At 63.6% G+C, this 24,216-nt stretch carries 25 protein-coding genes; 3 read left to right on the forward strand and 22 right to left on the reverse strand.

All coding sequences use genetic code 11. The features are described from left to right. Positions 1 to 6 precede the first annotated feature (6 nt). The 12 genes from QMG83_RS08165 to QMG83_RS08220 form a co-directional block, all read right to left on the reverse strand. A complete protein-coding gene (locus QMG83_RS08165) occupies positions 7 to 444 on the reverse strand; it encodes a type II 3-dehydroquinate dehydratase (protein WP_283504878.1) in 438 nt (145 codons plus the stop codon). Positions 445 to 491: 47 nt separating this feature from the next. Beyond that, positions 492 to 1,565 (reverse strand): 3-dehydroquinate synthase, encoded by a 1,074-nt coding sequence (gene aroB / locus QMG83_RS08170; RefSeq protein WP_283504879.1) that lies wholly within the window; start codon positions 1,563 to 1,565, stop codon positions 492 to 494. After that, complete coding sequence (locus QMG83_RS08175) at positions 1,562 to 2,077, reverse strand: shikimate kinase (RefSeq protein ID WP_283504880.1); 516 nt, start codon at positions 2,075 to 2,077, stop codon at positions 1,562 to 1,564. The genes aroB and QMG83_RS08175 overlap by 4 nt, the downstream gene beginning before the upstream one ends. Before the next feature lie 7 nt (positions 2,078 to 2,084). After that, on the reverse strand, positions 2,085 to 3,290 hold the full coding sequence (aroC, locus tag QMG83_RS08180; protein WP_283504881.1) for a chorismate synthase: 1,206 nt from the start codon (positions 3,288 to 3,290) through the stop codon (positions 2,085 to 2,087). 37 nt (positions 3,291 to 3,327) lie between these two features. Further along, on the reverse strand, positions 3,328 to 4,167 hold the full coding sequence (locus QMG83_RS08185; RefSeq protein WP_283504882.1) for a shikimate dehydrogenase: 840 nt from the start codon (positions 4,165 to 4,167) through the stop codon (positions 3,328 to 3,330). Further along, positions 4,160 to 5,533 carry an endolytic transglycosylase MltG gene (gene mltG, locus QMG83_RS08190; RefSeq protein WP_283504883.1) on the reverse strand — a complete coding sequence of 458 codons (1,374 nt, stop codon included), beginning with the start codon at positions 5,531 to 5,533 and terminating at the stop codon, positions 4,160 to 4,162. The genes QMG83_RS08185 and mltG overlap by 8 nt, the downstream gene beginning before the upstream one ends. A 4-nt stretch (positions 5,534 to 5,537) precedes the next feature. Next, positions 5,538 to 5,999 (reverse strand): Holliday junction resolvase RuvX, encoded by a 462-nt coding sequence (gene ruvX / locus QMG83_RS08195; protein ID WP_283504884.1) that lies wholly within the window; start codon positions 5,997 to 5,999, stop codon positions 5,538 to 5,540. Further along, on the reverse strand, positions 5,999 to 8,653 hold the full coding sequence (gene alaS / locus QMG83_RS08200; RefSeq protein WP_283504885.1) for an alanine--tRNA ligase: 2,655 nt from the start codon (positions 8,651 to 8,653) through the stop codon (positions 5,999 to 6,001). Before alaS ends, ruvX begins: the two co-directional genes overlap by 1 nt. A gap of 55 nt (positions 8,654 to 8,708) precedes the next feature. After that, complete coding sequence (locus QMG83_RS08205; RefSeq protein ID WP_283504886.1) at positions 8,709 to 8,933, reverse strand: hypothetical protein; 225 nt, start codon at positions 8,931 to 8,933, stop codon at positions 8,709 to 8,711. Positions 8,934 to 8,984: 51 nt separating this feature from the next. Next, the gene (locus QMG83_RS08210) at positions 8,985 to 9,362 is read right to left on the reverse strand and encodes a DUF948 domain-containing protein (protein ID WP_283504887.1); all 378 of its coding nucleotides are present in this window, start codon (positions 9,360 to 9,362) and stop codon (positions 8,985 to 8,987) included. Positions 9,363 to 9,433: 71 nt separating this feature from the next. Next, complete coding sequence (gene rpsD / locus QMG83_RS08215) at positions 9,434 to 10,063, reverse strand: 30S ribosomal protein S4 (protein WP_283504888.1); 630 nt, start codon at positions 10,061 to 10,063, stop codon at positions 9,434 to 9,436. A gap of 224 nt (positions 10,064 to 10,287) precedes the next feature. After that, positions 10,288 to 11,619 carry a replication-associated recombination protein A gene (locus QMG83_RS08220; RefSeq protein ID WP_283504889.1) on the reverse strand — a complete coding sequence of 444 codons (1,332 nt, stop codon included), beginning with the start codon at positions 11,617 to 11,619 and terminating at the stop codon, positions 10,288 to 10,290. Between the two features lie 113 nt (positions 11,620 to 11,732). Here QMG83_RS08220 and QMG83_RS08225 point away from each other — a divergent pair, with 113 nt between their 5' ends. From QMG83_RS08225 to QMG83_RS08235, 3 genes are all read left to right on the forward strand, one after another. After that, positions 11,733 to 12,533, forward strand: coding sequence for a peptidylprolyl isomerase (locus QMG83_RS08225; RefSeq protein WP_283504890.1), 801 nt, complete (start codon positions 11,733 to 11,735; stop codon positions 12,531 to 12,533). Between the two features lie 98 nt (positions 12,534 to 12,631). Beyond that, positions 12,632 to 13,864 (forward strand): DUF349 domain-containing protein, encoded by a 1,233-nt coding sequence (locus QMG83_RS08230; protein ID WP_283504891.1) that lies wholly within the window; start codon positions 12,632 to 12,634, stop codon positions 13,862 to 13,864. Between the two features lie 91 nt (positions 13,865 to 13,955). Further along, on the forward strand, positions 13,956 to 14,516 hold the full coding sequence (locus tag QMG83_RS08235; protein ID WP_283504892.1) for a hypothetical protein: 561 nt from the start codon (positions 13,956 to 13,958) through the stop codon (positions 14,514 to 14,516). Here QMG83_RS08235 and QMG83_RS08240 read toward each other — a convergent pair. From QMG83_RS08240 to QMG83_RS08285, 10 genes are all read right to left on the reverse strand, one after another. Next, positions 14,503 to 16,752, reverse strand: coding sequence for a RelA/SpoT family protein (locus tag QMG83_RS08240; RefSeq protein ID WP_283504893.1), 2,250 nt, complete (start codon positions 16,750 to 16,752; stop codon positions 14,503 to 14,505). The genes QMG83_RS08235 and QMG83_RS08240 overlap by 14 nt on opposite strands. A 37-nt stretch (positions 16,753 to 16,789) precedes the next feature. Further along, the gene (locus QMG83_RS08245) at positions 16,790 to 17,140 is read right to left on the reverse strand and encodes a rhodanese-like domain-containing protein (RefSeq protein WP_283504894.1); all 351 of its coding nucleotides are present in this window, start codon (positions 17,138 to 17,140) and stop codon (positions 16,790 to 16,792) included. Positions 17,141 to 17,150: 10 nt separating this feature from the next. Beyond that, the gene (gene secF, locus QMG83_RS08250) at positions 17,151 to 18,164 is read right to left on the reverse strand and encodes a protein translocase subunit SecF (protein WP_283504895.1); all 1,014 of its coding nucleotides are present in this window, start codon (positions 18,162 to 18,164) and stop codon (positions 17,151 to 17,153) included. After that, entirely contained in the window at positions 18,164 to 19,927 is a 1,764-nt protein-coding gene (gene secD / locus QMG83_RS08255) for a protein translocase subunit SecD (protein ID WP_283504896.1), read from the reverse strand. The genes secF and secD overlap by 1 nt, the downstream gene beginning before the upstream one ends. Positions 19,928 to 20,028: 101 nt before the next feature. Continuing rightward, positions 20,029 to 20,478 carry a preprotein translocase subunit YajC gene (locus QMG83_RS08260; protein WP_283504897.1) on the reverse strand — a complete coding sequence of 150 codons (450 nt, stop codon included), beginning with the start codon at positions 20,476 to 20,478 and terminating at the stop codon, positions 20,029 to 20,031. 67 nt (positions 20,479 to 20,545) lie between these two features. Further along, positions 20,546 to 21,583 carry a Holliday junction branch migration DNA helicase RuvB gene (gene ruvB / locus QMG83_RS08265; protein WP_283504898.1) on the reverse strand — a complete coding sequence of 346 codons (1,038 nt, stop codon included), beginning with the start codon at positions 21,581 to 21,583 and terminating at the stop codon, positions 20,546 to 20,548. Further along, positions 21,580 to 22,197 carry a Holliday junction branch migration protein RuvA gene (ruvA, locus tag QMG83_RS08270; RefSeq protein ID WP_283504899.1) on the reverse strand — a complete coding sequence of 206 codons (618 nt, stop codon included), beginning with the start codon at positions 22,195 to 22,197 and terminating at the stop codon, positions 21,580 to 21,582. The genes ruvB and ruvA overlap by 4 nt, the downstream gene beginning before the upstream one ends. After that, on the reverse strand, positions 22,194 to 22,757 hold the full coding sequence (gene ruvC / locus QMG83_RS08275) for a crossover junction endodeoxyribonuclease RuvC (protein WP_283504900.1): 564 nt from the start codon (positions 22,755 to 22,757) through the stop codon (positions 22,194 to 22,196). Before ruvC ends, ruvA begins: the two co-directional genes overlap by 4 nt. Before the next feature lie 24 nt (positions 22,758 to 22,781). After that, positions 22,782 to 23,540: a YebC/PmpR family DNA-binding transcriptional regulator gene (locus QMG83_RS08280; protein ID WP_283504901.1), complete on the reverse strand. Its 759-nt coding sequence runs from the start codon at positions 23,538 to 23,540 to the stop codon at positions 22,782 to 22,784. 38 nt (positions 23,541 to 23,578) lie between these two features. After that, positions 23,579 to 24,184, reverse strand: coding sequence for a hypothetical protein (locus QMG83_RS08285; protein ID WP_283504902.1), 606 nt, complete (start codon positions 24,182 to 24,184; stop codon positions 23,579 to 23,581). Positions 24,185 to 24,216 lie beyond the last annotated feature (32 nt).

The following is a 24,216-nucleotide window of genomic DNA, read 5'->3' on the forward strand; positions in this document are numbered from 1 at the left end:
TACGTGCTAGCTGAGCCTCGAGTGAACGAGGCGCAGCGCGAGACTGTACGAGTCGAAGCCGAACCCCGCGATGACACCGGTGGCCACAGACGAGATCACGCTCGTGTGCCTGAACTGTTCTCGCGTGTGGGGGTTGCTGAGATGCACCTCCACCAGAATCAGGCCGGCCGCCGTCACGAGCTTTGCCGCGTCGCTGAGGGCGTACGAGTAGTGCGTGAAAGCTGCTGGGTTCAGGATTACCGGTGACCCGGAATCCACCGCCTCATGCAACCAGCCGATCAGAGTCGCCTCGTCGTCGGTTTGCCTCAGGTCGACGACGAGGCCGGAGGCCTCGGCCTCGAGCCGCACCCGAAGTTCGTCGAGCGTGCCGCTGCCGTACACGTCGGGCTCGCGACTGCCGAGCCGGCCGAGGTTGGGTCCGTTGAGAACGAGAACTGTGGTCACGGGTTCGAGTGTACCGACGGGTGACACCGTTGGTTTGGGCCCGGGCGTCAGACCCCGACCTCCTGGTAGGCCGCGTACAGCATTGCCTCGTCGGGTCCCGCAAGCACCGAGGTCTTGCCGACCTCGTCCAGCACGATGAACCGGATCATTCCCGCTCGCGCCTTTTTGTCGCGCTGCATGGTGGCGAGCAATGTGTTCCAGCGGCCCAGCGAATAGTCGATCGGGAGCGTGAGGGAGCTGAGGATGGATCTGTGGCGATCGACGACTGCATCGGAAAGCGATCCCGCGAGCCTGCCGAGTTCTGCGGCAAACACCATCCCCACGCTGATGGCGGCGCCGTGGCGCCAGCGGTAGCGCTCGGCGTGCTCGATCGCGTGACCCAGCGTGTGGCCGTAATTCAGAATCTCCCGCAGCCCCGACTCCTTGAAGTCTTCGCTCACCACTCGCGCCTTTAGCCCGATCGACAGCTCGACTACACGGCGGAACTCGGCGCTGCGCGGATCTGTCACGAGGTCGACGTCCGCCTCGATGATGTCAAGGATTTCGGGCTCCCCGATGAACCCGCACTTCACGATCTCCGCAAACCCGGCCAGAATCTCGTTGCGAGGCAGATCGTCGAGCACGTCGAAGTCGGCGATGACCGCAGCGGGAGCGTAGAAGCATCCGACCAGGTTCTTGCCCTCTGCGGTGTTGATGCCCGTTTTGCCGCCGACTGCGGCATCCACCATCCCGGCGACACTGGTCGGGCACTGGATGAGTTTCACGCCTCGCAGCCAGGTCGCCGCGACGAAACCGGCAAGGTCTGTGGTCGAACCGCCGCCGAAGCCGATCACGGCATCGGTGCGCGTGAAGTCGGTCTGGCCCATGATTCCCCAGCAGAACGCGGCGACCTCGACACGTTTCGCGTCTTCGGCGTCAGGCACCTCGGCCAGAAGAACCTCGTACCGGTCGGACAGTGATTCGCGCAGCGCGTTGGCTCGAGCGCCCAGAGTGGGTGGATGCACGATCAGCACCTTCGCCACGCGCGTGCCGAGGTGCTCTGCGATGGTGGCGAGCGTGCCATGGCCGACCACGACATCGTAGGGATTGTCGCCCCCCACGGAAATGATGGTGGAGGTCATGAATGCTGCCTTTCGAGCCAGTGTGCGATTTTCTGTGCCACCCGGTCCAGCGGCTGGCTGGACGTATCGATGGTGAAGTCCGAGAGCCGGTCGTATAACGGCTGACGTGAATCGACGAGAGCCTGCCATGCGGCAACGCCTCCCGTGAGGAGTGGTCGCTTGCCCCCGGAGATCCGCGCCTCGACGGCGCCGGCAGACACCGTCAACTGCACGACCGGATACTGGGCAAGATCCGCCTGCGTGCGGGGATCGAGCACGGCTCCCCCGCCCAGCGTTACTACAGCGTGCTCGAAGAGAGCCTCGGCTACCACCTCGCGCTCCAGTGAGCGAAAATGTGATTCCCCGTGTTCGCTGAAAATCTCGGCAATGACACCGTGCTGCGCGACGATGCGCTTGTCGGTGTCGATGAAGGGAACGTTGAGTATCCGCGCGAGTCGCTTTCCGGTGCGCGTCTTTCCCGCACCCGGCGCCCCGATCAGAACTACCGCAGCACCGACCCCATTTTCGGTCATGCCGGGCTCACTCACCGCGGGAGGAGCTCGCGGTGACGAGTTCAGCCGGGATGGCGGCGAGGTAGGCGTCGAAGTTGCGCTTGGTCTCGCCCACGGAGTCTCCGCCGAACTTCTCCAACACGGAATTGGCGAGCACGAGGGCGACCATAGCCTCCGCGACAACACCGGAGGCGGGAACCGCGCAGACATCGGATCGCTGGTGGTGGGCTTCCGCGGCGGCTCCTGTCGCGACATCCACTGTCCTGAGGGCATGGGGAACCGTCGAAATCGGCTTCATGGCCGCACGGACGCGAAGCAGCGTTCCCGTGCTCATTCCACCCTCGGTTCCGCCGGCGCGGTCACTCAGCCTCGTGATGCCATCCGGGCCGATCACGAGTTCGTCGTGCGCTTCCGATCCTCGGCGCCTGGCGGTCTCGAATCCGTCGCCGATTTCGACGCCCTTGATCGCCTGGATGCCCATGATCGCTGCGGCAAGCTGCGAATCGAGCCGGCGATCCCAGTGCGTGTACGAGCCGAGTCCCGGCGGCAGGCCGTAGGCGAGCACCTCCACGACTCCACCAAGGGTGTCTCCGTCATCGTGCGCCCTGTCGACCTCCGCCACCATGGCAGCGGATATCGCGGGGTCGAAGCAGCGCAGCAGGTCGGCGTCGAGCGTTGCCACGTCACCGGCGCCGGGCACGGGTGATCCGTCAGGCACTCGAACCGTGCCGACTGCCAGGGTGTGGCTAACCAGCTGTATTCCGAGTTCAGCGAGGAATGAGCGGGCGATCGCACCGAGCGCGACCCTGGCCGCCGTCTCGCGCGCGCTCGCGCGTTCGAGCACATTGCGCGCCTCGGGGAAGTCGTACTTCTGCATTCCGACAAGGTCGGCGTGTCCGGGTCGCGGGCGGGTTAACGCAGCGCCGCGGCCCTTCGGCAGAGCCTCGAGGTCGACGGGCACCGCGCTCATGACATCAACCCAACGCGGCCATTCGGTGTTGCCGATGCGCAGGGCGATCGGGCTGCCCATGCTCGCACCGAAGCGAATCCCGCCGCTGATCGACAGCTCGTCCTGTTCGAACTTCATCCGCGCTCCACGCCCGTAGCCGAGCGAACGACGGTGCATGTCCGTCTGGATCGCCTCAGGGCTCACGGGTACACCAGCGGGAAGTCCCTCGAGTATGGCGACGAGTTCGGGACCGTGCGACTCACCAGCCGTCAACCAACGCAACATGGGTCAATCCTCCCATAGCGCGAGTGGCCGTCAGCACTCACCGACGGTCGAGCGCCGCCCTCATCGCTGCCACCACGGCAGGCTCGTTCACAAGTGCGACAGTCTGGTCTCCGCCAACGAAAATCCGGATCTGGCCGACGGCCTGGTTGACGAGCAGATCCAGCCCGGAAATGACGGTGCCGCCCGCCTCAGCCCACGAGGTGGCGAGATTGCTTGGCCACGGATCGTACGCGACATCGAACAGCGCCGAGGCTGACCGGATCTCGTGGGAGAACGCCGGGACGCTCTCGCCTCCCGGCACCGTGCTGACGACGGCGTCGGGGTGTCCGCTGAGGGTCTCTCCCCAGGGCGTGATGGAGACCTCAACGCCAATGCTGTGGCCGAGCTCGACGAGTGCTCCAGCCTTCGCCGGCGTGCGAGCCGAAACCTGCACCTGACGTGCACCGAGGCGCTGGGCGCCGGTGATGACGGAGGCTGCCGTGGCGCCGGCTCCGAGGATGTGAACGAGCCTGAGCCGCTCGATGCCAGCATCCCTGAACGAGCGCTCCACGCCGTACACGTCAGTATTGAAACCCCGAAGTTCGCCGGCCTCGCCGAAGAGCACGGTGTTTGCTGCGCCGACGACATCCACCAGGTCATCGCGGGAATCCAGCAGACCCAGGATGTCGCGCTTGAGCGGCATCGTCAGCGACAGGCCGCGCCAGGTCGAGTCTCGCGCCGCCACGAACGCAGCGAGGGTCTCCCCGGTGACGTCGGCGGATTCGTAGGTCCAGTCGAGCCCGAGGGCGTCGTACGCTGCGCGGTGGATAGCCGGCGAGAGCGAGTGCGAGATGGGCGACCCAAGAACCGCCAATCGGGAGCGGTCGGGATTACTCACAGTATGTGGCGTTTTCGGCGCTGGCATCGCACCAAGCGAACAGCTTGTTGACGGCAGCCTGATGCTCATCGGCGGTCTCGGAGAAGACAGTCTCCCCCGTCGCGAGGTTGATCGGCACGAAGAACAGCCATGGGCCGTCGACCGGATGAAGCGCTGCGTCGATCGCGAGATCTCCTGGCAGCCCGATGGGTCCGACCGGAAGCCCCGGGTTCGCGTAGGTGTTGTACAGGTTCGACGGGTCGGCGCGCTCCTCGGGCTCGGTCCAGACCGAGTCGAATCGGCCGGTGCCATAGGCGACCGTCGCGTCTGACTGCAGGTTGATGCCCTGATCGATCCGGTTCTGGAATACTCGCGAGATCTTATAGAAGTCGTCTTTGTTCGATCCTGCTTCACGCTGGATGATCGACGCCATGATGAGAGTCGTGTACCGGTTCTCGGGAGCAACGCCGGCGGCATCGAGTCGCGCAATGGTGGTGTTCACAAGCATCTGAAGGATGCCCTGGGCGGTCTCGCCACCGTCGAGCTCGTAGGTCGCGGGGAAGAGGAAGCCCTCGAGGGTCGGTGCCTCCGCGGGAAGACCGAACGACTGGGGGTCTGACGCCGCGGCGGTCACCTCGTCCAACGGCAGTCCGGTGGTCTCTGCGATGACCTCCAGGGAGGTCTCCAGCGAGATTCCCTCGCGCAGCAAGAGCCTGTCGGTCACCTTGTTGGCGCTGTCCTGTAGCGCGCTGACGGCCGATTCCGCGCTCATCATCTTCTGGAGCTGCCAGTTGCCCGGGAGGAATCCCACGTCGGGATTCGCGACCAGGTAGTCGTAGACGGCGTCGTAGGTCATGGTGACCCCGGCCTCGTGCAGCTCCCGCGCCACGTCTGAGCCGATGTCGCCGGACCTCACGGTGACGATGACCTCTTCGCCGTTGCCGGAACCCTCGTAGTCGTTGGGAAGTTGGATGCCGAGCAGCTCGCGCACCTGATCGTTGTAGGTAAACCATCCGTAGGCGGCCACGCCCGCGAGCGAGCCCAGCACAAGCACGATGGGCAGAGTGATCTTCAACCAGAGAAACTTGCGCTTGCCGGGTCCGCCATTATCGCGGAGACCACCGGAACCGCCGCGCGATCCGCCACCGGAGCCCTGTCGGCCCCGCCCCGCGCTCTCCCGAGCGGCGCGACGACTGACCGGCGCGTCATCCTGCCCAGCGGCGGGCGTCAGTGTTTCTGCGGGTGTTGCGGGTTCTTCTGGCGCACCAAAGAGCTGCGCGAACGAGTCGAACTCGGTCGGCTCAGGCTCAGGGGCTGCCTGTCGAGCTGCAGGTGCAGTCGGTGGCTGGCCTGTGAAGATGTCGTCCCAGCTCGGCTCGTTGGCCATGGTTTTACGATCCTTCGGTGGTGTCTACGACGACGCCTGGAGGTGAACCAGCCGAGCGCTCAAAGTCGAGGGCATGTTGCAAAATTATAACGGCGGCAACCTGATCGACTACCGATCGGGAATTTCTGGCATTTCTGCCGGATGCGCGGAGCGCAGAGTTTGCCGACACTGTCGACAGCCTTTCGTCGACGAGTCGAACCGGCAGCGCGATGGTGCGCGCAATCTCGCGGGCAAAGTCACGAGCGTCACCCGTCGACGGTGTGTCCCGTCCCGATAGTGCAATCGGCAGTCCGACCACGATCTCAGACGCCTCGATTTCGCGCACAATGTCCGCGATCCTCGCGAGATCCCCGCTGCCTCTGGGCACGGTCTCGACGGGCGTGGCAAGCATTCCGTGCAGGTCACTCCGCGCGACACCGATGCGCACCTTCCCGACATCGATACCCAGCCGCACCCCGGAACGCACTATCGCGACACTGCCGCAACTACTGCATCGAGAGCAGCACCGATGGCGGAGACGTCCGACCCACCACCCTGCGCAATGTCATCTTTTCCGCCGCCGCCGCCGCCGAGCACTCCGGCCGCGACCTTCGCCATGGCGCCAGCCCTGTGTCCCGCGGCCCTGGATGCCTCGTTCGTCGCGACGATGATCGCAGGCTTGCCCGCAACATCTGCCGCCAGCGCGACGACCGATGCCTCGTTGCCGAGACGATCGCGCACTCCCGCTACCAGTGAGCGCACATCATCGCTCGATGCGACGCTGCCGATGTTCTCGGCGACAACAACGATTCCGCCGGCCTGGCGTGCGTTGGCGACGATGGCCGGGATCCGTTGCGACAACTGCCCTGCCTCGAATTCCGCAATCTTCTTCTCGGCGGCCTTCAGTTCGGCCACGAGCGAGCTGATGCGTTCCGGGAGGTGCTCCCGCGGGGTCTTGAGCGTCGATGTCAGCTCCGACACGATTGCTCGCTCTGCCGCGAGGTCTCGGAACGCGTCCAGTCCTACGAGAGACTCGATGCGCCGGTTGGATGACCCGACCGAGGATTCACCGATGAGGCTGATGAGACCGACCTCCGCCGAGCGCGACACGTGAGTGCCGGCACACAGCTCAAGCGACCACGGTCCCCCGATGTCGACCACTCGCACGGTCTCGCCGTACTTCTCGCTGAACAACGCCATCGCACCGAGCGCTTTTGCCTCATCGATGGGCAGGATGCGCGTCGTTACCTCGAGGTTGTCCCTGACGGCATTGTTGGCAACCTCTTCGATCTCGCTCTTGGTTGCTGCGGACAGCGCCGAGGTCCATGAGAAGTCGAGGCGCATGTAGCCGGACTTGTTGTAGGAGCCGGACTGGTGTGCCTGCGGGCCGAGAATCTGGCGCAACGCGGCATGGATGAGGTGGGTGGCAGAGTGCGCCTGGGTGGCACCACGGCGCCACTCCGGATCGACGACGCTCGTGGCGGCGTCCCCCACTCCGACCTCGCCGGAGGTGACCTGCACCTTGTGGCTGACGAGTCCCTTCACCGGGCGTTGAACATCGAGCACTTCCAGCTCGAATCCGCGGCCGACGATCGTGCCAGCGTCAGCCTCCTGACCACCCGATTCCGGGTAGAGCGATGTTTCCGCGAGGATGACCTCGGCAATCTGACCCGACGTTGCCGAGGTGACTGACGCACCATCGACGATGAGCCCCAGCACGGTCGACTCGGTGTCGAGGAAGTCGTAGCCCGTGAAGACGGTCTCGCCCTTCGCGCGGAATGCGCTGTACACCGAGAGGTCTGCGAGGTGCTGCTTCTTCGACTTCGCGTCGGCCTTCGCCATGGTTCGCTGGTGGTTCATCAGCGCGTCGAAGCCGGTGCGGTCGATGCTGAGCCCGGCCTCTTCCGCGATCTCCAGCGTGAGGTCGATCGGGAAGCCGTACGTGTCGTGCAGCAGGAACGCGGTATCTGTCGGCAGTTGCGCGGCCCCTGCCTGCTGTGTGCGCGAGACCGCGACATCCAGAATCGTGGTTCCGCTTGCGAGGGTGCGCAGGAACGTCTCCTCCTCGGCCAGGGCGAGTCGTGAGATGCGGTCGAAGTCGGTCGCTACCTCGGGGTACTGCGCCTTCATCGCGTCACGCGACGCCGGGAACAGCTCTGCAAACGTCGGGTCTTCGACACCGAGCAACCGCATCGAGCGGACGGTGCGCCTCAGCAGTCGGCGCAGGATGTAGCCGCGCCCCTCGTTCGCCGGCGTGACACCGTCTGACATCAGCATCATGCTCGAGCGGACGTGGTCTGCGATGACGCGCATCCTGACATCGTCTTCGTGGCCTGCGCCGTACTTGCGGCGCGAGAGTTCCGCTGCCTTGTCGAGCACGGGACGCACCTGGTCGATTTCGTACATGTTCTCGACGCCCTGCTTGATGAACGCGACGCGTTCCATGCCCATGCCGGTGTCGATGTTCTGACTGGGCAGCTCGCCCAGGATCTCGAAGTTCTTGCCGCTGCCCTCACCGCGGAGGTACTGCATGAAGACGAGGTTCCAGATTTCGACGTAGCGGTCGTCGTCTGTCGCCGGCCCGCCGTCCCGGCCGTAGGACGGTCCACGGTCGAAGAAGATCTCCGAGCAGGGCCCTGCAGGGCCCGGCTGGCCGGTGGACCAATAGTTGGTGTCCATGCCGAGGCGCTGGATGCGCTCGTCGGGGAGCCCCGCCTTCTTCTTCCAGAAGTTCACCGCGTCATCGTCGTCCTCATAGACGGTGACCCACAGGTCTTTCTCGTCGAATCCGAAGCCGCCGGCCGATTCGGTGTTCGTGAGAAGATCCCACGCATATTCGATCGCCTGCTCCTTGAAGTAGTCGCCGAACGAGAAGTTGCCGTTCATCTGGAAGAACGTGCCGTGCCGCGGAGTCTTGCCGACCTCTTCGATGTCGAGCGTCCTGATGCATTTCTGCACGCTCGTTGCGCGTGGGTATGGCGCGGGAACGAGCCCCGTCAGGTACGGGACGAACGGCACCATGCCGGCGACGGTGAAGAGCAGTGTCGGGTCGTCACTGACGAGCGACGCGGAGGGAACGATGGTGTGACCACGGTCCCCGAAAAAGTTCAGCCAGCGGCTCTGGATGTCTGCGGTTTGCATAGAAGGTCCCGGTTGGTAGTGAGCGGCGAGACCCGGTGATCGAGTCTGTCAGAGTTCAGCGGCTTCGTTGGATGTCGGCGATGAGGTCTTCAGCGTCGGACACGGCCGAGCGCAATTCAGACTCACGAGCCTTGTACCCGTCGACCACAGCACGGCCGAATTCGCGGGCACGGGAGTCGACATCCGCGAAGAATTGCTTTCCCTCCGGGGTCTTCGCCATAGTGTGAGCGACCAGGAATCCGACCGCGACGCCGACGAGAACAAGAACGAGGCTCTTCATGGTTGCTCCTTGGGTGAGTGTGATCGAACTGGGCGATGCTGAAGCATCAGTTTAGTTCTTCGGCGTGGCTCGGCTGGCGCGCGGTCGACCACCGGTGATCGCGGCGCGGACACCGGCCGAGAAGCCAGCGATTTTGATCATTGGTCGGCCCACGCTGGCCGCGAAGAGTGCCACGAGCGACGAGAGATTCTTTGTGGCCTCATCGACGCTGCTGGTGATCGAGTCGACTCTCGCGATCTGCTTGTTCGTCTCGCTGATCGTTGTGGTCGCTTCCTCCAGAAGCGGTGTGATGTTCTCACTGGCCTCACGAATTGCGGCGCTCGTCTCATCGAACACCCGCCCCAGCTTGATCAGCGGGATCGCGAGGAAACCCACCAGGATCGCGAATACTCCTGCGGCGATAAGGCCTGCGATGTCTCCACCAGTCATTCGATGTCCCCTCGTTAACGGAAGAAGCGGGCCATCTCGCGATGACCCGCTCCCACAGTAACTGCTCAGCGTTAGCGAGCCGCGTAGTACTCCACGACGAGCTGAACTTCACAGGTCACGGGAACCTCGGCGCGCTTCGGGCGACGAACGAGTCGTGCCTGCAGCTTGTCGATTTCGACCTCGAGGTAGCCCGGGGTCTTCGGCAGTACGTCAACGTGTCCACCGGCAGCGGCGACCTGGAAGATCTCCATGCCTTCGCTCTTCGCCTTAACGTGAACGAGCTGGCCTGGCTTGACGCGGAACGAGGGACGGTCGACGAGCTGGCCGTCAACGAGGATGTGGCGGTGAACAACCATCTGGCGCGACTGCGCAGTGGTGCGGGCGATCGCGGAGCGAACGAGGATGGCGTCGAGTCGCATCTCGAGCTGCTCAACCAGGTTCTCACCGGTCAGGCCGGCTGCCTTGCGGGCTTCTTCGAACTGGATCTTGAGCTGAGCTTCGCGGATGCCGTACTGGGCGCGCAGACGCTGCTTCTCGCGCAGACGGACGGCGTAGTCGCTGTCCTGCTTGCGCTTGGTGCGGCCGTGCTCACCCGGAGCGTACGGACGCTTCTCGAGGTACTTGGCTGCCTTCGGGGTCAGGGCGATGCCCAGAGCACGCGAAAGGCGGGTCTTGCTGCGAGTACGTGACTTAGTAGACACGGTTTCCTTACTGTCAGTGAATAGTGGAGACGGATGCTCGCGCGCACGCATGCGCGCGCAAAACATGTGCTTCAAAAGCGCGCCGTGAAAGTAGAGGGAATTGCCCTGCGAAACCCGGTCGGCTACAGACCGTTGTTCCTCGACCAGCGATTTCGTTGCAGCCGCGCGCAGAAATCAGGTCTTGAGCAGCGATAAGACTAGCATGCGCGCTGGAGCTATGAGGATCACTTCCCCCTGATGATGCTCCGCAGCTTCTCGAGTCGCGCCGAAACGTCGCGTTCGTTGCCGTTGTTTGTCGGCTGGTAGTAATCGGTGCCCTTGAGCTCGTCGGGCAGGTACTGCTGCTGCACCACCCCGAAGTCGGAATCGTGCGAATACTTGTAGCCCTTACCGTGACCCAGACGCTTTGCGCCTGGGTAGTGCGCGTCACGCAGGGGCTTGGGCACGCGGCCGATCTTGCCGGCGCGCACGTCGGCGATCGCGGCATCAAGTGCCACATAGGCGGCGTTGGATTTCGGGGCTGTCGCCAGGTAGACCACGGCCTCGGCGAGAGGGATGCGCCCTTCCGGCATGCCGATGAGCTGCACGGCGTCGGCCGCAGCCATGGCGATCAGCAGCGCCTGCGGGTCGGCCATGCCGATGTCTTCCGCTGCGGAGATGATCACCCGTCGTGCGATGAACCTCGGGTCTTCTCCCGCCTCGATCATTCGGGCCAGGTAGTGCAGGGCGGCATCCACATCAGAACCACGGATGGATTTGATGAAGGCGCTGATGACGTCGTAGTGCTCGTCGCCCTGCCGGTCATAGCGAAGCAACGCACGGTCGACGGCCATCGCCACGATGTCTGCCGTCACGACGGGTTTGCCATCGCCTGCGTGAGAAGAGCTCGCCGCCAGCGCAGACGCCTCAAGGGCGGTCAGTGCTCGTCTCGCGTCGCCCGACGACATCCGGATGATCGCCGCCCTGGCATCGGCCTCGAGCTCCACCGCATCGCGAAGGCCGCGAGCGTCACCGAGAGCCCTGTCGATCAGGGCGCCAAGATCGGTCTCATCCAACTGCTCGAGAGTGAGGAGCAGCGATCGCGACAGCAGCGGCGAGATCACCGAGAACGACGGATTCTCTGTCGTGGCAGCAATCAGGATGACCCAGCCGTTCTCCACGCCCGGAAGCAGCGCGTCCTGCTGAGCCTTGGTGAACCGGTGGATCTCGTCGAGAAACAGCACGGTGGTCAGCCCGTAAAGGTCTCGGCTCGCCAGCGCCTCCTCCATGACCTGCCTGACGTCGCGAACGCCGGCGGTCACCGCAGAGAGCTCGACAAACTTGCGGCCGGAGCTGTGCGCGATGGCTTTCGCCAGGGTTGTTTTGCCCGTTCCCGGCGGACCCCACAGGATGATCGAGACGGAGCCCTGCTCGCCGGTCTTATCTGAGGCGAGGCTCACCAGCGGTGAACCCGGAGTAAGAAGATGCTTCTGACCGGCGACCTCATCGAGGCTCATCGGCCGCATTCGTACCGCCAGTGGGGTGGCGCCGCTACGCAATCCGGGGCCACTGTCCATTCGGCAATGCTAACCGGGGCAACCGACTACGGCGGATATCGTAAAGTTCTCAGGGGCGGGCGCAGCACTGCACCATACCTTCACCGCAGTTTTGCCCACATAAGGAGTTAGCCGTGGCATCGAGTAAGAGCACCGAGCGCGAGGCCCGCGAGGCACGCGAACGTCTGCGTCGCTACAACGCCAGGCAGACTGTCCACGAGCAGGGCCGCAAGCGCCGCACTCGTGACAACATCGTTGCCGTCATAGGCGTTCTGGCCATCGCTGCTCTGGCCACCGGCGCCCAGTTGTTCTATTTCAACGGCGGACCCGGCACGGCAACTCCCGTACCCTCTGCCACACCCGAGGCCATCGAGACTCCGGCGCCGGAACAACAGAATGTTGGCGACGTGCCAGATCCGTCAGTTGCGGAAGCCCGCACCTGGACGGGCGAGCTCACCCTCAACGATGTGCCGCTGGGAATAACGCTCGACGGCGCCCTGGCCCCGCAGGCCGTCGCATCGATCGTGACCGACGCGCAAAGTGGCTACTACATCGGCAAGTCCTGCCACCGACTCGTGTCGACCGAATCCGCAGGCCTCATCCAGTGCGGATCGCTCGATGGCACGGGTGCCTCGGACCCCAGCTACAGCTTTGGCCCGCTCGAGAACACCGCCGCGAGCGGCGTCTATCCCGCCGGCACGATCGCCATGGCACGCTCCGGCAACGACGCCTACAGCAACGGCCGCCAGTTCTTCATCGTGTTCGCAGATGCGACCCTTCCCGACGACACAGTCGGTGGCTACACGATTGTCGGGAACATCACGAGTGGACTCGACCAGTTCGTAGCCGCGATCGCTGATGCTGGAGTAGCCGACGGTGCTGCTGATGGAGCACCCGTGGTCGCCACATCCATCACCGGCCTCACGATCCAGTAACACCGCTGCGGTCGATTCCCGCGGTGCCATAGGCTTGACCCGCTGGGCGGGGTACGAGTGTGCCCGGCCATACGGTACAAACTGCAAGGGTGATTCACGTGGCAACAGACGATCAGGCTCCATGGGGCCGCGTCGACGAAACCGGTACCGTCTTCGTCCGGGAAGCAACGGGCGAGCGAGCCGTTGGACAATACCCGGACGGCACCGCCGAGGAGGCGCTGGCATACTTCCAGCGCAAATTCAGTGAGCTTGCCGGACAGGTGACGCTGCTCGAGCAGCGGGTGAAGCGCGGCGCGCCCGCAGCTGACGTGTCCAAGGCAGTGAAGACCCTGGCGGCGAGCATCGCGACAGCGAACGCTGTTGGCAACCTCGCAGCCCTCCAGACCCGCATTGAGGCGCTCGGCGGCTCGGTGAGCGAGCTCACGGAGAAGCAGACCGAGGAGTCGAAGGCGCACGTTGCTGCCGCCCTCGCCGAACGCGAGGCTCTTGTTGTCGAGGCCGAGACCATCGCCGCTCAGGACCCAGCCAAAGCGCAGTGGAAGCAGGTCACCGCTGCCATTGATGAAATCTTTGCGCGCTGGCAGAAGCACCAGGCCGATGGCCCACGCCTTCCCAAGAACGAGGCGAACGAGCTGTGGAAGCGATTCCGCGCGGCCAGAGCGACCATCGACACGCATCGCAAGGCATTCTTTTCCGAGCTCGACAGCGTGCACAAGGACGCCCGCGCCGCAAAGCAGTCTCTCGTCGAGAAGGCGGAGGCGCTGGTCGGCAAGGGAGCCGATGGCATCCCGACCTATCGTGGTCTGCTCGAACAGTGGAAGGCTGCCGGTCGGGCAGGCAAGAAGTTCGACGACGCGTTGTGGGCTCAGTTCAAGGAGGCGGGCGACGCTCTGTACTCCGCGAAGAGCGAGATCGATGCCCAGGATAACGTCGAGTTCACCGCGAACCTCGAGTTGAAAGAAGCGCTGCTGGTTGAGGCTGAGCCGCTGCTGAAGGAAACCGATCGCACGAAGGCAAAAGACGCGCTGCTGCGCATCCAGACCAAGTGGGACAAGATCGGCAAGGTTCCTCGCGACAAGGTCAAGACGATCGAAGATCGCCTGCGCAAGGTTGAGAACGCTGTGCGCAAGCTCGACGAAGATCACTGGCAGAAGAACAATCCGGAGCGCAAGGAACGCGAGTCTGGGTTCCTCGGCCAGCTGAACGATGCGATCGCCAAACTCGAGAGTGAGCTCGATGAGGCGAAGGCCAGTGGCGACAAGCGGGCCATCGCGTCCGCACAGGAAGCCCTCGACGCCCGCAAGGCGTGGCTGGGTGCGCTCGGCAAGTAGTCAGTCGCACGCAGGTGGGCAGATCGGTGGCTTTCCCACAGATTGCCGCTCGGCGTGAGAGTGGATGGCTCCCCCTATCCATGATGGTGGGATGCCCCGAACACTGCAGCCTGTGCTCTCCGATGCCGATCTGCCCGTCGCCGAGCTGTGGGCGGCGAGGATCGACGGCGAGCTCTTTCGACTCGGTGACTGTTTCACCCCCATCGATGAAGTCGAGCAGCCGAGCCACCGCGCGCGAGCCGTCTTTTCGGCAACGAGCGATTTCGCAGCGCATCGCGGCCGGCTGATCGCAGAACAACTGTCGGCTGCATGGATCTGGGGAGCAACAGGCGCCCCACCCGTGCGTCACCAGTTCTGTGTCGCCATGGCCTCGCGTACCGGGCGCGACCTTCCGAGATCCATCTCGCTCCGAGAGGTCGTCATTGAGGATTGTGACATCGTCATTCTCGGAGGCTGTCGGGTGACCACCGCGCTACGCACGATCATCGATCTGGCCCGCTTCAGCGAGACCTTCGAGGGGCAGGACGCGCGGGCCGTGTCCAGCCTGATGCACCTCTCCGGCATCACGCTGGAATCGAGCGTTGAGCAGATGAACAGCCGCAGAAACCTTCCGGGCAAGCACCGCGCGATTCAGCGTCTCAGCCGTTGCTGACCCGGTAGACGTCGTACACCCCGTCAATTCGGCGCACCGCGTTCAGTACCCTGTCGAGGTGGGTCGTATCGCCCATCTCGAACACGAAGCGGCTGAGCGCGAGTCGCTCGTTCGACGTCGATACCGTCGCAGACAGGATGTTGACGTGATTCTCCGTCAGTACCCGTGTCACATCGGATAACAACCCTGACCGATCCAATGCTTCGATCTGAATCTGCACCAGGAAGAGCGATTTGGAACTCGGGGCCCACTCGACCTCGATCATGCGCTCCGGCTCCAGCATGAGGGAGCTCACGTTGTTGCAATCGGTGCGGTGAACCGAGACGCCAGCACCTCTGGTGACAAAACCGACGACGGTATCCCCCGGCACTGGTGTGCAGCACTTGGCGAGCTTAACGAGGATGTCAGGAGCTCCGCGCACAAGCACGCCAGAGTCGCTGTTCTTCAGGGCCCGGCTGCGTCCCTTTGGCGCGAACTCGATCTCGGAGTCGTCAGTCTCAGATTCGCTGTTCAGCGTTGCGAGGACCTTCTCGATGACTGACTGGGTCGAGACGTGACCCTCGCCCACCGCCGCGTACAGGGCGGTTACGTCGTCGTAGCGCATCAGGGATGCGACCTCGGAGAACGAGTCCTGATTCATCAGTTTCTGCAGGGGCAGATTTTGTTTGCGCAGGGCGCGCGCAATCGCATCTTTGCCCTGCTCGACCGCCTCTTCGCGGCGTTCTTTGGTGAACCACGCACGGATCTTGTTTCGCGCTCGCGTGCTCTTGACGAAAGAGAGCCAGTCCTGGCTGGGTGCAGCATCCGGGTTCTTCGAGGTGAACACCTCGACGGAGTCTCCGCTGTTCAGTTCGCTTTCGAGGGGAACCAGCCGCCCGTTGACTTTCGCACCCATGGTGCGATGACCGACCTCGGTGTGCACGGCGTACGCGAAGTCGACGGGAGTCGCGCCTGCCGGCAGACCGATGACCTTGCCCTGCGGTGTGAAGACGTAAACCTCTTTGGCGCCGATCTCGAACCGGAGCGACTCGAGGAACTCCCCCGGATCTTCGGTTTCGGCCTGCCAGTCGCTAATGTGCGCAAGCCACGCCATGTCTGCGTCATCGTGACCCCCGGCGCCATCGCCCTTGCCGTTGACCCTGGCCTTGTACTTCCAGTGGGCGGCGACACCGAACTCGGCACGCTGATGCATCTCGGGCGTTCGGATCTGCAGCTCGACGGGCTTGCCCTGCGGGCCGATCACGGTCGTGTGCAGCGACTGATACAGGTTGAACTTTGGGGTGGCTATGTAGTCTTTGAAACGCCCGGGGATGGGTGTCCAGCGCGCATGAATCGACCCGAGTACCGCGTAACAGTCACGCACGGAGTTGACCAGCACGCGCACACCGACGAGGTCGTAGATTTCGTCAAACTCGCGGCCGCGCACGATCATCTTCTGGTAGATCGAGTAGTACTGCTTGGGGCGCCCGGCGACGCTTCCCTTGATCTTGGATGCCTTCAGGTCGTCTTTGACAGCATCGATGACCTTCTGAACGAACTCCTCGCGCTGCGGCGTGCGCTGACGAACCAGGCTTTCGATCTCGACGTAGAGCTTCGGGTGCAGTACAGCGAACGAGAGGTCTTCGAGCTCAAGCTTGATCGCCTGAATTCCGAGCCGGTGCGCCAGGGGCGCGTAGATCTCGAGCGTCTCTGTGGCCTTCCGCGTCGCGGAGCTCGTCTCCACGAAACCCCACGTCCGCGCGTTGTGAAGTCGGTCGGCGAGTTTGATGACGAGAACGCGAATGTCTTTCGACATTGCAACGATCATCTTTCGCACGGTCTCCGCTTGTGCGCTGTCGCCGTACTTGAGCTTGTCGAGCTTCGTGACGCCATCGACCAGCATGGCAATCTCGTCGCCGAAGTCGTCGCGAAGATGCTCGAGTGTGTAGTCGGTGTCTTCTACCGTGTCGTGGAGCAACGCGGCTGCGACCGTCTTCGACCCGATCCCAAGATCCGCCAGGATTTGAGCGACCGCGACAGGGTGAGTGATGTAGGGCTCACCGCTTTTGCGCTTCTGGCCGCGGTGGGCCTTCTCTGCCGCGGCGTACGCCCGCTCCAGCAGCACGATGTCTGCCTTTGGGTGATGCGTGCGTACCGTTTTGATGAGACGGTCAACGGCGCCGGTCGGCTGCGCCCGGGAGAAAATGCGGGGAAGCAGCATTCGGAGCGAGGCAGTGTTCTGCGATGTCTCCGTCATGCCACCACCTCCTGAAGCAACTCTAAGCCGCCGCGGTTCAGTCTTTGTCAGAGTTCGCTGTGTGCGAATCCACGACGATCGAACCGCCAGCGGCCGCCCAGGCCAACATGCCACCGTCGACATTCACAGCATCGAATCCCTCGGACCGAAGAAAGCCTGCGGCACGAAGCGATCGACCGCCGCTGTGACACACGATCAGCAGCTTCGTGTCCCGCGGCAACTCGGATGCACGCTCCTGCAGGGCAGACAGTGGGACGAATCGTGCGTCGGGCGCGTGCCCTGCATCCCACTCATCCTGCTCGCGAACGTCGATCAGGATGGTTCCGCCAAAAGACTCCTTCATGGCGGTCTCGACGGTGACGACGGGAATCTCTGAGGAGTCGGTCATGGCTGTTGCTCTACTTCGTGCTCGCGGCGAGACGGTTCGACTCAAGCTTCTTGGTGTGCGAGAGGATGTCTGGCTCGTTCTCACGCAGCTGCGAGTAGATCGGAGCTGCGATGAAGATTGTCGAATAGGTACCAACGATGATGCCGATGAACAGCGCGAGGGCGATGTCGCGCAGGGTACCTGCGCCGAGCACGATGGCACCGATGAACAGGATGGCGGCAACCGGCAGGGCGGCAACGACACCGGTGTTGATCGACCGCACCAGGGTCTGGTTCACCGCGAGGTTCACGGACCCCGCGAACGTCCGCGGCGAGGAGTTGGCGTCCTCTGTCGTGTTTTCGCGGATCTTGTCGAACACCACCACGGTGTCGTAAAGCGAGAAACCGAGGATGGTGAGGAAACCGATGACCGCTGACGGCGTGATCTCGAACCCGAGGGCGCCATACACACCAGCCGTGATCACGATGTCGTGAAGAAGCGCCACCATGGCAGCGACCGACATCTTCCACGTTCTGAAGTACAGCGCCATCATGATTGCGGCAAGCACCACGAACACGATGAGCGCACGAATGGCAGAACCAGTGATGTCGGCACCCCACGAAGGGCCGATGAAGGATGCCGTCACGTCGGTGACGTCGACCTTGAAGGCAGTAGCCAGTGCATCTCGCACCTGGTTGGATTCTTCGGCGAGCAGTTGCTCCGTCTGTACGCGAACGGAGTCGGTACCGACGATGGACACTCGAGGCGACGCGGCAGGGTCGACGCTCTCGACCGTAGCCGCAGCAAGATTCTGAGCCTCGGTGCGAGGGCCATCCTGGCCCAGGTCGGCGACTCCGGAGACCTGGAACTCCGAGCCTCCCCTGAACTCGATGCCGAAGACGAATCCACCCCGCGCGAGCGGCAGCAGGATCGACAGCAGCACCATCGCAGCGGCAATGATGTACCAGACCTTGCGGCGTCCAACGAAGTTGATGGAACGCTCACCCGTGTATAGGTCGTTTCCAAATTTGGAGAAGCTGGCCATCAGGAATCCTTCCTATCACCGCTGGGTTTTGAGCTTGAACGTGCGTCGGTACCGGTTGAGGCCATTGCCTTGCGCTCTGCAATTGTCTGGCGCTTGGCGGCTTCGCGGCCCGCACCGGACTTTGCCGGAGAAAGCACGGGAGCCCTGAACTGGGCACGACCGCGGTAGACGGCGCCCAGAGCGTTGGGATCAAGCCCGCTCAGCGGGTGTCCGCTTGCAAAGAACCTGGTGGATGCAAGCAGCTGAAGCACAGGGTGCGTGAACAGGATCACGATGAGGACGTCAATCACGGTGGTGAGTCCGAGCGTCAGGGCGAATCCCCTGACGTTTCCGACCGCGAGGATGAACAACACGACCGCGGAGAGAAGGTTGACGGCCTTGGCGGCGAAGACCGTGCGGAGGGCACGCTTCCAACCTGCCTCGACGGCTCCCGGAAGTCCACGGCCGTCTCGCAGCTCGTCTCGTATTCGTTCGAAGTAAACGATGAACGAGTCTGCCGTGAAGCCGATTGCCACGATCAATCCCGCGACGCCGGCGAGGGAGAGTCGGTAGCCCTGGCGCCACGAGAGAATCGCGATCATCAGGTAGGTGAGCACTCCGGCCACAATCAGGGATGCGACGGTGACCAGGCCGAGCAGTCGGTACTGGAACAGCGAGTAGACCACGACCAGGATGAGACCGATCAGACCGGCGATGACCCCACTGTTGAGCTGGGCTGCACCGAGGGTGGCCGAGATCGTCTCGTTCGACTGCACCGTGAAGCTAATCGGCAGGGCACCGAACTTCAGTTGGTCAGCGAGGGTCTTTGCGCTTTCCTGAGTAAACGAACCGCTGATCTGGGGCTTGCCGTCTGTGATGATCGCCTGCGTCGTGGGGGCGGAGATCACCTTGCCATCGAGCACGATCGCGAAGCGGTTGCGGGAATCCGTGTTCGCGTCAAAACCACTCAGGCGCTGGGTGACATCGGCGAACTGCGTGGTGCCCTTGGCGTCGAAGGTGATGAAGACACCCCAGGTGCCGGTGCTGACGCCCTGGCTGTTCGCGATAAGGCCGCTCGATGCGTCGGAGATTGTCTCGCCGGACACTTCGACCGGGCCGAGGATGTACTTGTAGGTGTACGTGCCGTCGGTGGCCGCCTCACAGGTGATGAGCGGTGCGTCTTCGGGAGCAACGTTCGTTTCAGCCTTGTCGAGAGTCGAGCAGTCGAAGTTCGTGAACTCGTCGAACAGTGCGGGGCTAACCCAGTTCGGGTCGCTGGCATCGGTCGGCACGGCCGTTGACGTGGTGGCAAGCGTTGGGGTCGGCGTGGGTGTCGCTGAGTCATCGGCTGCCGGTGTCTCGGTGGGCTCCACGGCACTCGTTGCCGCGACATCCGTGAAAATCACGGGACGGAATTCGAGTTTCGCCGAAGATTCGATGCGCCGAAGCGTCTCCTCGTCGGGGGTGCCCGGGATGGACACAACGATGTTCGATGCACCCTGGGTCGCGATTTCCGCCTCGGAGACGCCGCTGGCGTCGATGCGCTGGCGGATGATCGCAACAGCCTGGTCCAGTTGTTCACCGGACGGTGCAGCCTGGCCCGCACCGAGTTTGGGGGCCAGCGTGATCTGCGTGCCGCCCTCGAGGTCAAGCGCCAGTTTCGGCGCCCACGAGGCCTGATCGAAAATGACCCCGTACGCGAGGATGCCCGTGAGTCCCACGGTGATGACGCCTAGCCACGCGAGTGAACGCCACGCTTTCTTCACGGGAGTAGATCTAGCCACCAGTAGAACTCAGCTTTCTTTGCGGCCCGCAGATAGTGCAGGCACCTAAAAAGGTGCTGGCCAGCACGTCCTGTGACGTGGGCCAGCACCAAGAGTAGTGCCTACTCTGAGGCCTTCTTTGTCGACTCGTCGACGGGGTTAGCGTCGCTGTCAATTCGCTCACCGAACTCGGGTTCGGCCAATTCGGTCGCGGCGGCGTCGCTGAGCGTTACGCCGTCGCGCTCCTCGGCCTCGCGGTTCGCGATGGCCATTGCCTCTTCGACGGAGCGGGGCTCACCGGGTGCGCCGACCTCATTCGTGACGACCTTGGCGATCGTCTGGCTGTGGACGCGCACGATGTTTCCGGGGGCGACCTCAAGCTCGGCGACCTTGCTCGTCTCGTCGAGGGAGATGAGCGTGCCGTAGAGGCCGAAGTTCGTCATCACCTCGGCTCCGGGAACGATCTGCGTGCGGAGTGCTTCCTGGTCTGCCTTACGCTTACGCGAATTGCGGAACATGAAGAAAATGAGTACTGCCAGAATGGCGAGCATTCCAATAGTCAGCGGATCCATGATTACCTTCCAAGGGAGTCTGTAGGCCGGCCAGTCCAGACGGACTGGCTAAGAGGCCACCAAAGAATTATAGGTCATCCCCGAAGAGCACAGGTTTGGCCAGGGCATCGCCCACAGGGGCGAGTCCGAAATGCTTCCATGCCTCGCGCGTTGCCACCCGGCCTCGCGGCGTTCTCGTCAACAGGCCGATTCGTACCAGGAACGGTTCGACGACCGACTCGACGGTTTCTGACTCCTCGCCCACCGAGACGGCCAGGGTGTTGAGGCCAACAGGACCTCCCCCGAACCTGGTGAGCACGGTGTGCATAACGGCGCGGTCGAGCCTGTCGAGGCCAAGTTCATCCACGTCATAGAGCTCAAGGGCCGCGTGAACTGCCTGGATGCCGGCGCCGGACCCCTTCACGAGCGCGTAGTCACGAACGCGCCGCAGCAACCGGTTCGCGATGCGAGGCGTTCCGCGACAACGTCCGGCAATCTCGGCAAGCGCAGCCTTGTCGATGTCGAGTTCGAGCAGCTTGGCCGCTCTCTGCAGCACGAGTTCCAGCTCCGGCTTGTCATAGAACTCAAGGTGGGCGGTGAATCCGAACCTGTCGCGCAGGGGGTTCGGCAGCAGTCCGGAACGCGTTGTCGCGCCGACCAGGGTGAACGGCGCGAGATCGAGCGGGATGGAGGTCGCGCCCGCGCCTTTACCGACCATGATGTCGATTCGAAAATCTTCCATCGCGAGATAGAGCATCTCCTCCGCCGAGCGCGCCATGCGATGGATTTCGTCGATGAAGAGCACCTCGCCCGGCACGAGAGACGACAGCACGGCGGCGAGATCGCCGGCGTGCTGGATGGCGGGGCCACTCGACATCCGAAGCGGCCTCTGGCTCTCGTGTGCCACGATCATCGCCAGCGTCGTCTTGCCAAGCCCGGGTGGCCCGGCCAGGAGGATATGGTCCGGCGTTCGGTTCTGCATGCCGGCGGCCTGCAGCAACAGCTGCAGTTGGCCGCGCACCTTCGACTGGCCGACGAACTCCGCCAGCGATCGTGGGCGCAGCGCACCCTCGAAGGCAAGCTCGGCGTCGGACTCGGGTTCCAGCGATACGAGCGGGTCAGTCACGATGAGCTCCCCGCCAGTTGCGGACCGAGGTTGGCCAGGGCAAGTCGCAGCAGCGACTGCACCGCGTTGCGTTCGGACTCGCTCGCCTGCGCCAGCGCCTCCTCGGTCGCCTGCACCGCGATGCGCTCAGGCCAGCCGAGGCCTACCAGCGCAATGGTCACGCTCTGGCTCACCGTCGACGGTCGAGCCTGGGCGGGGGCGCGAGTCGTGGCCATCCCCTCGAGCTTCCCGGCCAGCGACAACACGATGAGCTTCGCCGTCTTCGGCCCGATACCCGAAACCTTGCGAAAAGCCGCATCGTCTTCCAGCGTCACGGCCTGTGCGATGTCGGCAGGGGCCATGGCTGCCAACACCCCCAGGGCGCTCTTGGGCCCCACGCCGGTTACCCCTCGGAGCAGGTCGAAGGCGGTGAGCTCGTCGGCTTCGACAAAGCCGTAGAGCGACAGGTCGTCTTCTCTCACGATCAGCGCCGTACGAATGGATGCCTCGGAACCAACGCGAAGCGAGAGCGCGAGTTGCGGCGTCACCTGCACAGACAGCCCGACACCGCCGACCTCGATGACAACGGTGGAGCCGATCGCCGCGAGGACCGTTCCACGCAGTGAGGAGATCAAGAGTTCACCTTTCGGTTGGTTGCCGCCTTCTCGGCGTCGCGCCATGCGCGTTGAGCTGGCGTCATTGCGCTACTTGTAGCCATAAGTGCCGGGCCCTTCCAGGCGTGACAGATGGCGATGGCAAGTGCATCCGCGGCATCTGCCGGCCGTGGCACGGCATCCAGCCCCAGCACTCTCGCAACCATCGCGCCCACCTGCCGCTTGTCTGCTGCGCCGTAGCCCGTTACTGCGGCCTTCACCTCGCTCGGCGTGTGTAGTCCCACCGCGAGCCCGCGCGACGCGGCGATCTGCAGCGCGACGCCGCTGGCCTGGGCGGTGCCCATCACAGTTCGCAGGTTGTGCTGGGCGAACATCCGTTCCAGCCCGACAGCCTCCGGACGGAAGTCGTCGATGACCTGGGCAATCCCCTCCGAGATCGCCAACAGGCGCCGTTCGAGAGGCAAATCCGGAGCTGTCCCGATGACGCCGACATGCACGAGGGTGACGGTGCGGGTGGATGTGACATCCACCACCCCGACACCGCATCGGGTGAGTCCAGGGTCGATGCCAAGCACTCTCATGCTGGCACCGAAAACGTCATGCCCCTAGTCTTCTTCCAATTCGGCCTGCACCTCCGGCGACACGTCGTAATTCGAATATATGTTCTGAACATCATCGGAATCTTCGAGAGCGTCGATGAGCTTCATCACCTTGCGGGCGGTCTCAGCGTCGACATCCACGGTGAGGTTGGGAACGAATTCGGCCTCCGATGAGTCGTAGTCGATTCCCGCAGCCTGCAAGGCCTCCCTGGCTGCCACGAGGTGTGCGGTGTCAGTAACGACCTCGAAGCCCTGGCCGCGGTCGTTGACCTCTTCTGCGCCGGCGTCGAGAACCGCAATCAGGATGTCGTCCTCCGTGACGCCGTCGACCTTCGTGATCGAGATGACGCCCTTGCGGGTGAAGTTGTACGCCACGCTTCCGGGGTCGGCGAGGTTGCCGCCGTTGCGGCTCATGAGCGTGCGAACGTCTGCCGCGGCCCGGTTCTTGTTGTCGGTAAGACATTCGACGAGCAGAGCGACACCGCCGGGGCCGTAGCCCTCGTACATGATCGTCATGTAGTCGACAGCGTCACCAAGCTGGCCAGAACCACGCTTGACGGCCGAGTCGATGTTGGAGTTCGGCACCGAAGTCTTTTTCGCCTTTTGGATGGCGTCAACGAGGGTGGGGTTTCCCGATAGATCGGCCCCGCCCAGCTTTGCTGCGACTTCGATGTTCTTGATGAGTTTGGCGAACGACTTGGCACGGCGCGAATCTTTGATCGCTTTTTGGTGCTTGGTGGTTGCCCATTTGGAGTGGCCTGACATGAATAACATCCTAACCAAGCACCGGATGCACGGCTCCCCTAACGGTCGAGCTTCACCCCGGCCGATTTCAGTTCGAGGCCGGCAAGCGCCCGCATGACGTCCTCGTCGCCCCTGCGCCAGGCATCCATCGCGTTGGAGCTCACCGTCGAGAGCGCCGAGATCTTCTGGTTGGCCAGCGCCCGAAGGGCCAGCAGATCGACTCCTGCGTCGGCATCCAGCATCGAGCGCGCGTGCGCCGACCGCTGCGCAAACCGGAGCCGCGGAATCAGCCACAGGATCAGAATGGTCAGGATCGGCAGTGCCGAAATGCCCACCCCGAGGCCGGTTGCCAATTGGGATACCGCGACCTGCTGGCTCTGGCCGGCTGTCTCCAGAGCCTGACCGGCGTCACTCGCGCCATCGAAGGGAACCCGGATGCCGCCGCCGATCAGGGGTATACCCCCGAGCGTGTCGCCCAGTTCGACCATCGTGCTTTTGAACCCGGAGCCGGCGTCCTCCATCTGCACACCGAAGGTGGACAGATTCGACACGAGCTGGAAGATCGTCACGCCCAGCCACGCCCACGCGCCGATGGCAAGAAGTGCCGCCACGTCACCGATGATCTGGCGGGTGCGTCTGGGTGCGAAATCCGAGTAGAAGTTCATGCACCCATGATCGCGCAGCTGGCGGAGGGTTG

The organism is Salinibacterium sp. G-O1, assembly GCF_030063305.1.
Lineage (GTDB): Bacteria > Actinomycetota > Actinomycetes > Actinomycetales > Microbacteriaceae > Rhodoglobus.

Excerpts from the sequence above, each read along its gene's own strand:
- aroB (WP_283504879.1), bottom strand. The coding sequence starts at position 1,565 with ATGACCTCCACCATCATTTCCGTGGGGGGCGACAATCCCTACGATGTC.
- QMG83_RS08175 (WP_283504880.1), bottom strand. The coding sequence starts at position 2,077 with ATGACCGAAAATGGGGTCGGTGCTGCGGTAGTTCTGATCGGGGCGCCG.
- aroC (WP_283504881.1), bottom strand. The coding sequence starts at position 3,290 with ATGTTGCGTTGGTTGACGGCTGGTGAGTCGCACGGTCCCGAACTCGTC.
- mltG (WP_283504883.1), bottom strand. The coding sequence starts at position 5,533 with ATGGCCAACGAGCCGAGCTGGGACGACATCTTCACAGGCCAGCCACCG.
- alaS (WP_283504885.1), bottom strand. The coding sequence starts at position 8,653 with ATGCAAACCGCAGACATCCAGAGCCGCTGGCTGAACTTTTTCGGGGAC.
- QMG83_RS08205 (WP_283504886.1), bottom strand. The coding sequence starts at position 8,933 with ATGAAGAGCCTCGTTCTTGTTCTCGTCGGCGTCGCGGTCGGATTCCTG.
- QMG83_RS08210 (WP_283504887.1), bottom strand. The coding sequence starts at position 9,362 with ATGACTGGTGGAGACATCGCAGGCCTTATCGCCGCAGGAGTATTCGCG.
- QMG83_RS08220 (WP_283504889.1), bottom strand. The coding sequence starts at position 11,619 with ATGGACAGTGGCCCCGGATTGCGTAGCGGCGCCACCCCACTGGCGGTA.
- QMG83_RS08235 (WP_283504892.1), top strand. The coding sequence starts at position 13,956 with ATGCCCCGAACACTGCAGCCTGTGCTCTCCGATGCCGATCTGCCCGTC.
- QMG83_RS08240 (WP_283504893.1), bottom strand. The coding sequence starts at position 16,752 with ATGACGGAGACATCGCAGAACACTGCCTCGCTCCGAATGCTGCTTCCC.
- QMG83_RS08245 (WP_283504894.1), bottom strand. The coding sequence starts at position 17,140 with ATGACCGACTCCTCAGAGATTCCCGTCGTCACCGTCGAGACCGCCATG.
- secF (WP_283504895.1), bottom strand. The coding sequence starts at position 18,164 with ATGGCCAGCTTCTCCAAATTTGGAAACGACCTATACACGGGTGAGCGT.
- QMG83_RS08260 (WP_283504897.1), bottom strand. The coding sequence starts at position 20,478 with ATGGATCCGCTGACTATTGGAATGCTCGCCATTCTGGCAGTACTCATT.
- ruvC (WP_283504900.1), bottom strand. The coding sequence starts at position 22,757 with ATGAGAGTGCTTGGCATCGACCCTGGACTCACCCGATGCGGTGTCGGG.
- QMG83_RS08280 (WP_283504901.1), bottom strand. The coding sequence starts at position 23,540 with ATGTCAGGCCACTCCAAATGGGCAACCACCAAGCACCAAAAAGCGATC.
- QMG83_RS08285 (WP_283504902.1), bottom strand. The coding sequence starts at position 24,184 with ATGAACTTCTACTCGGATTTCGCACCCAGACGCACCCGCCAGATCATC.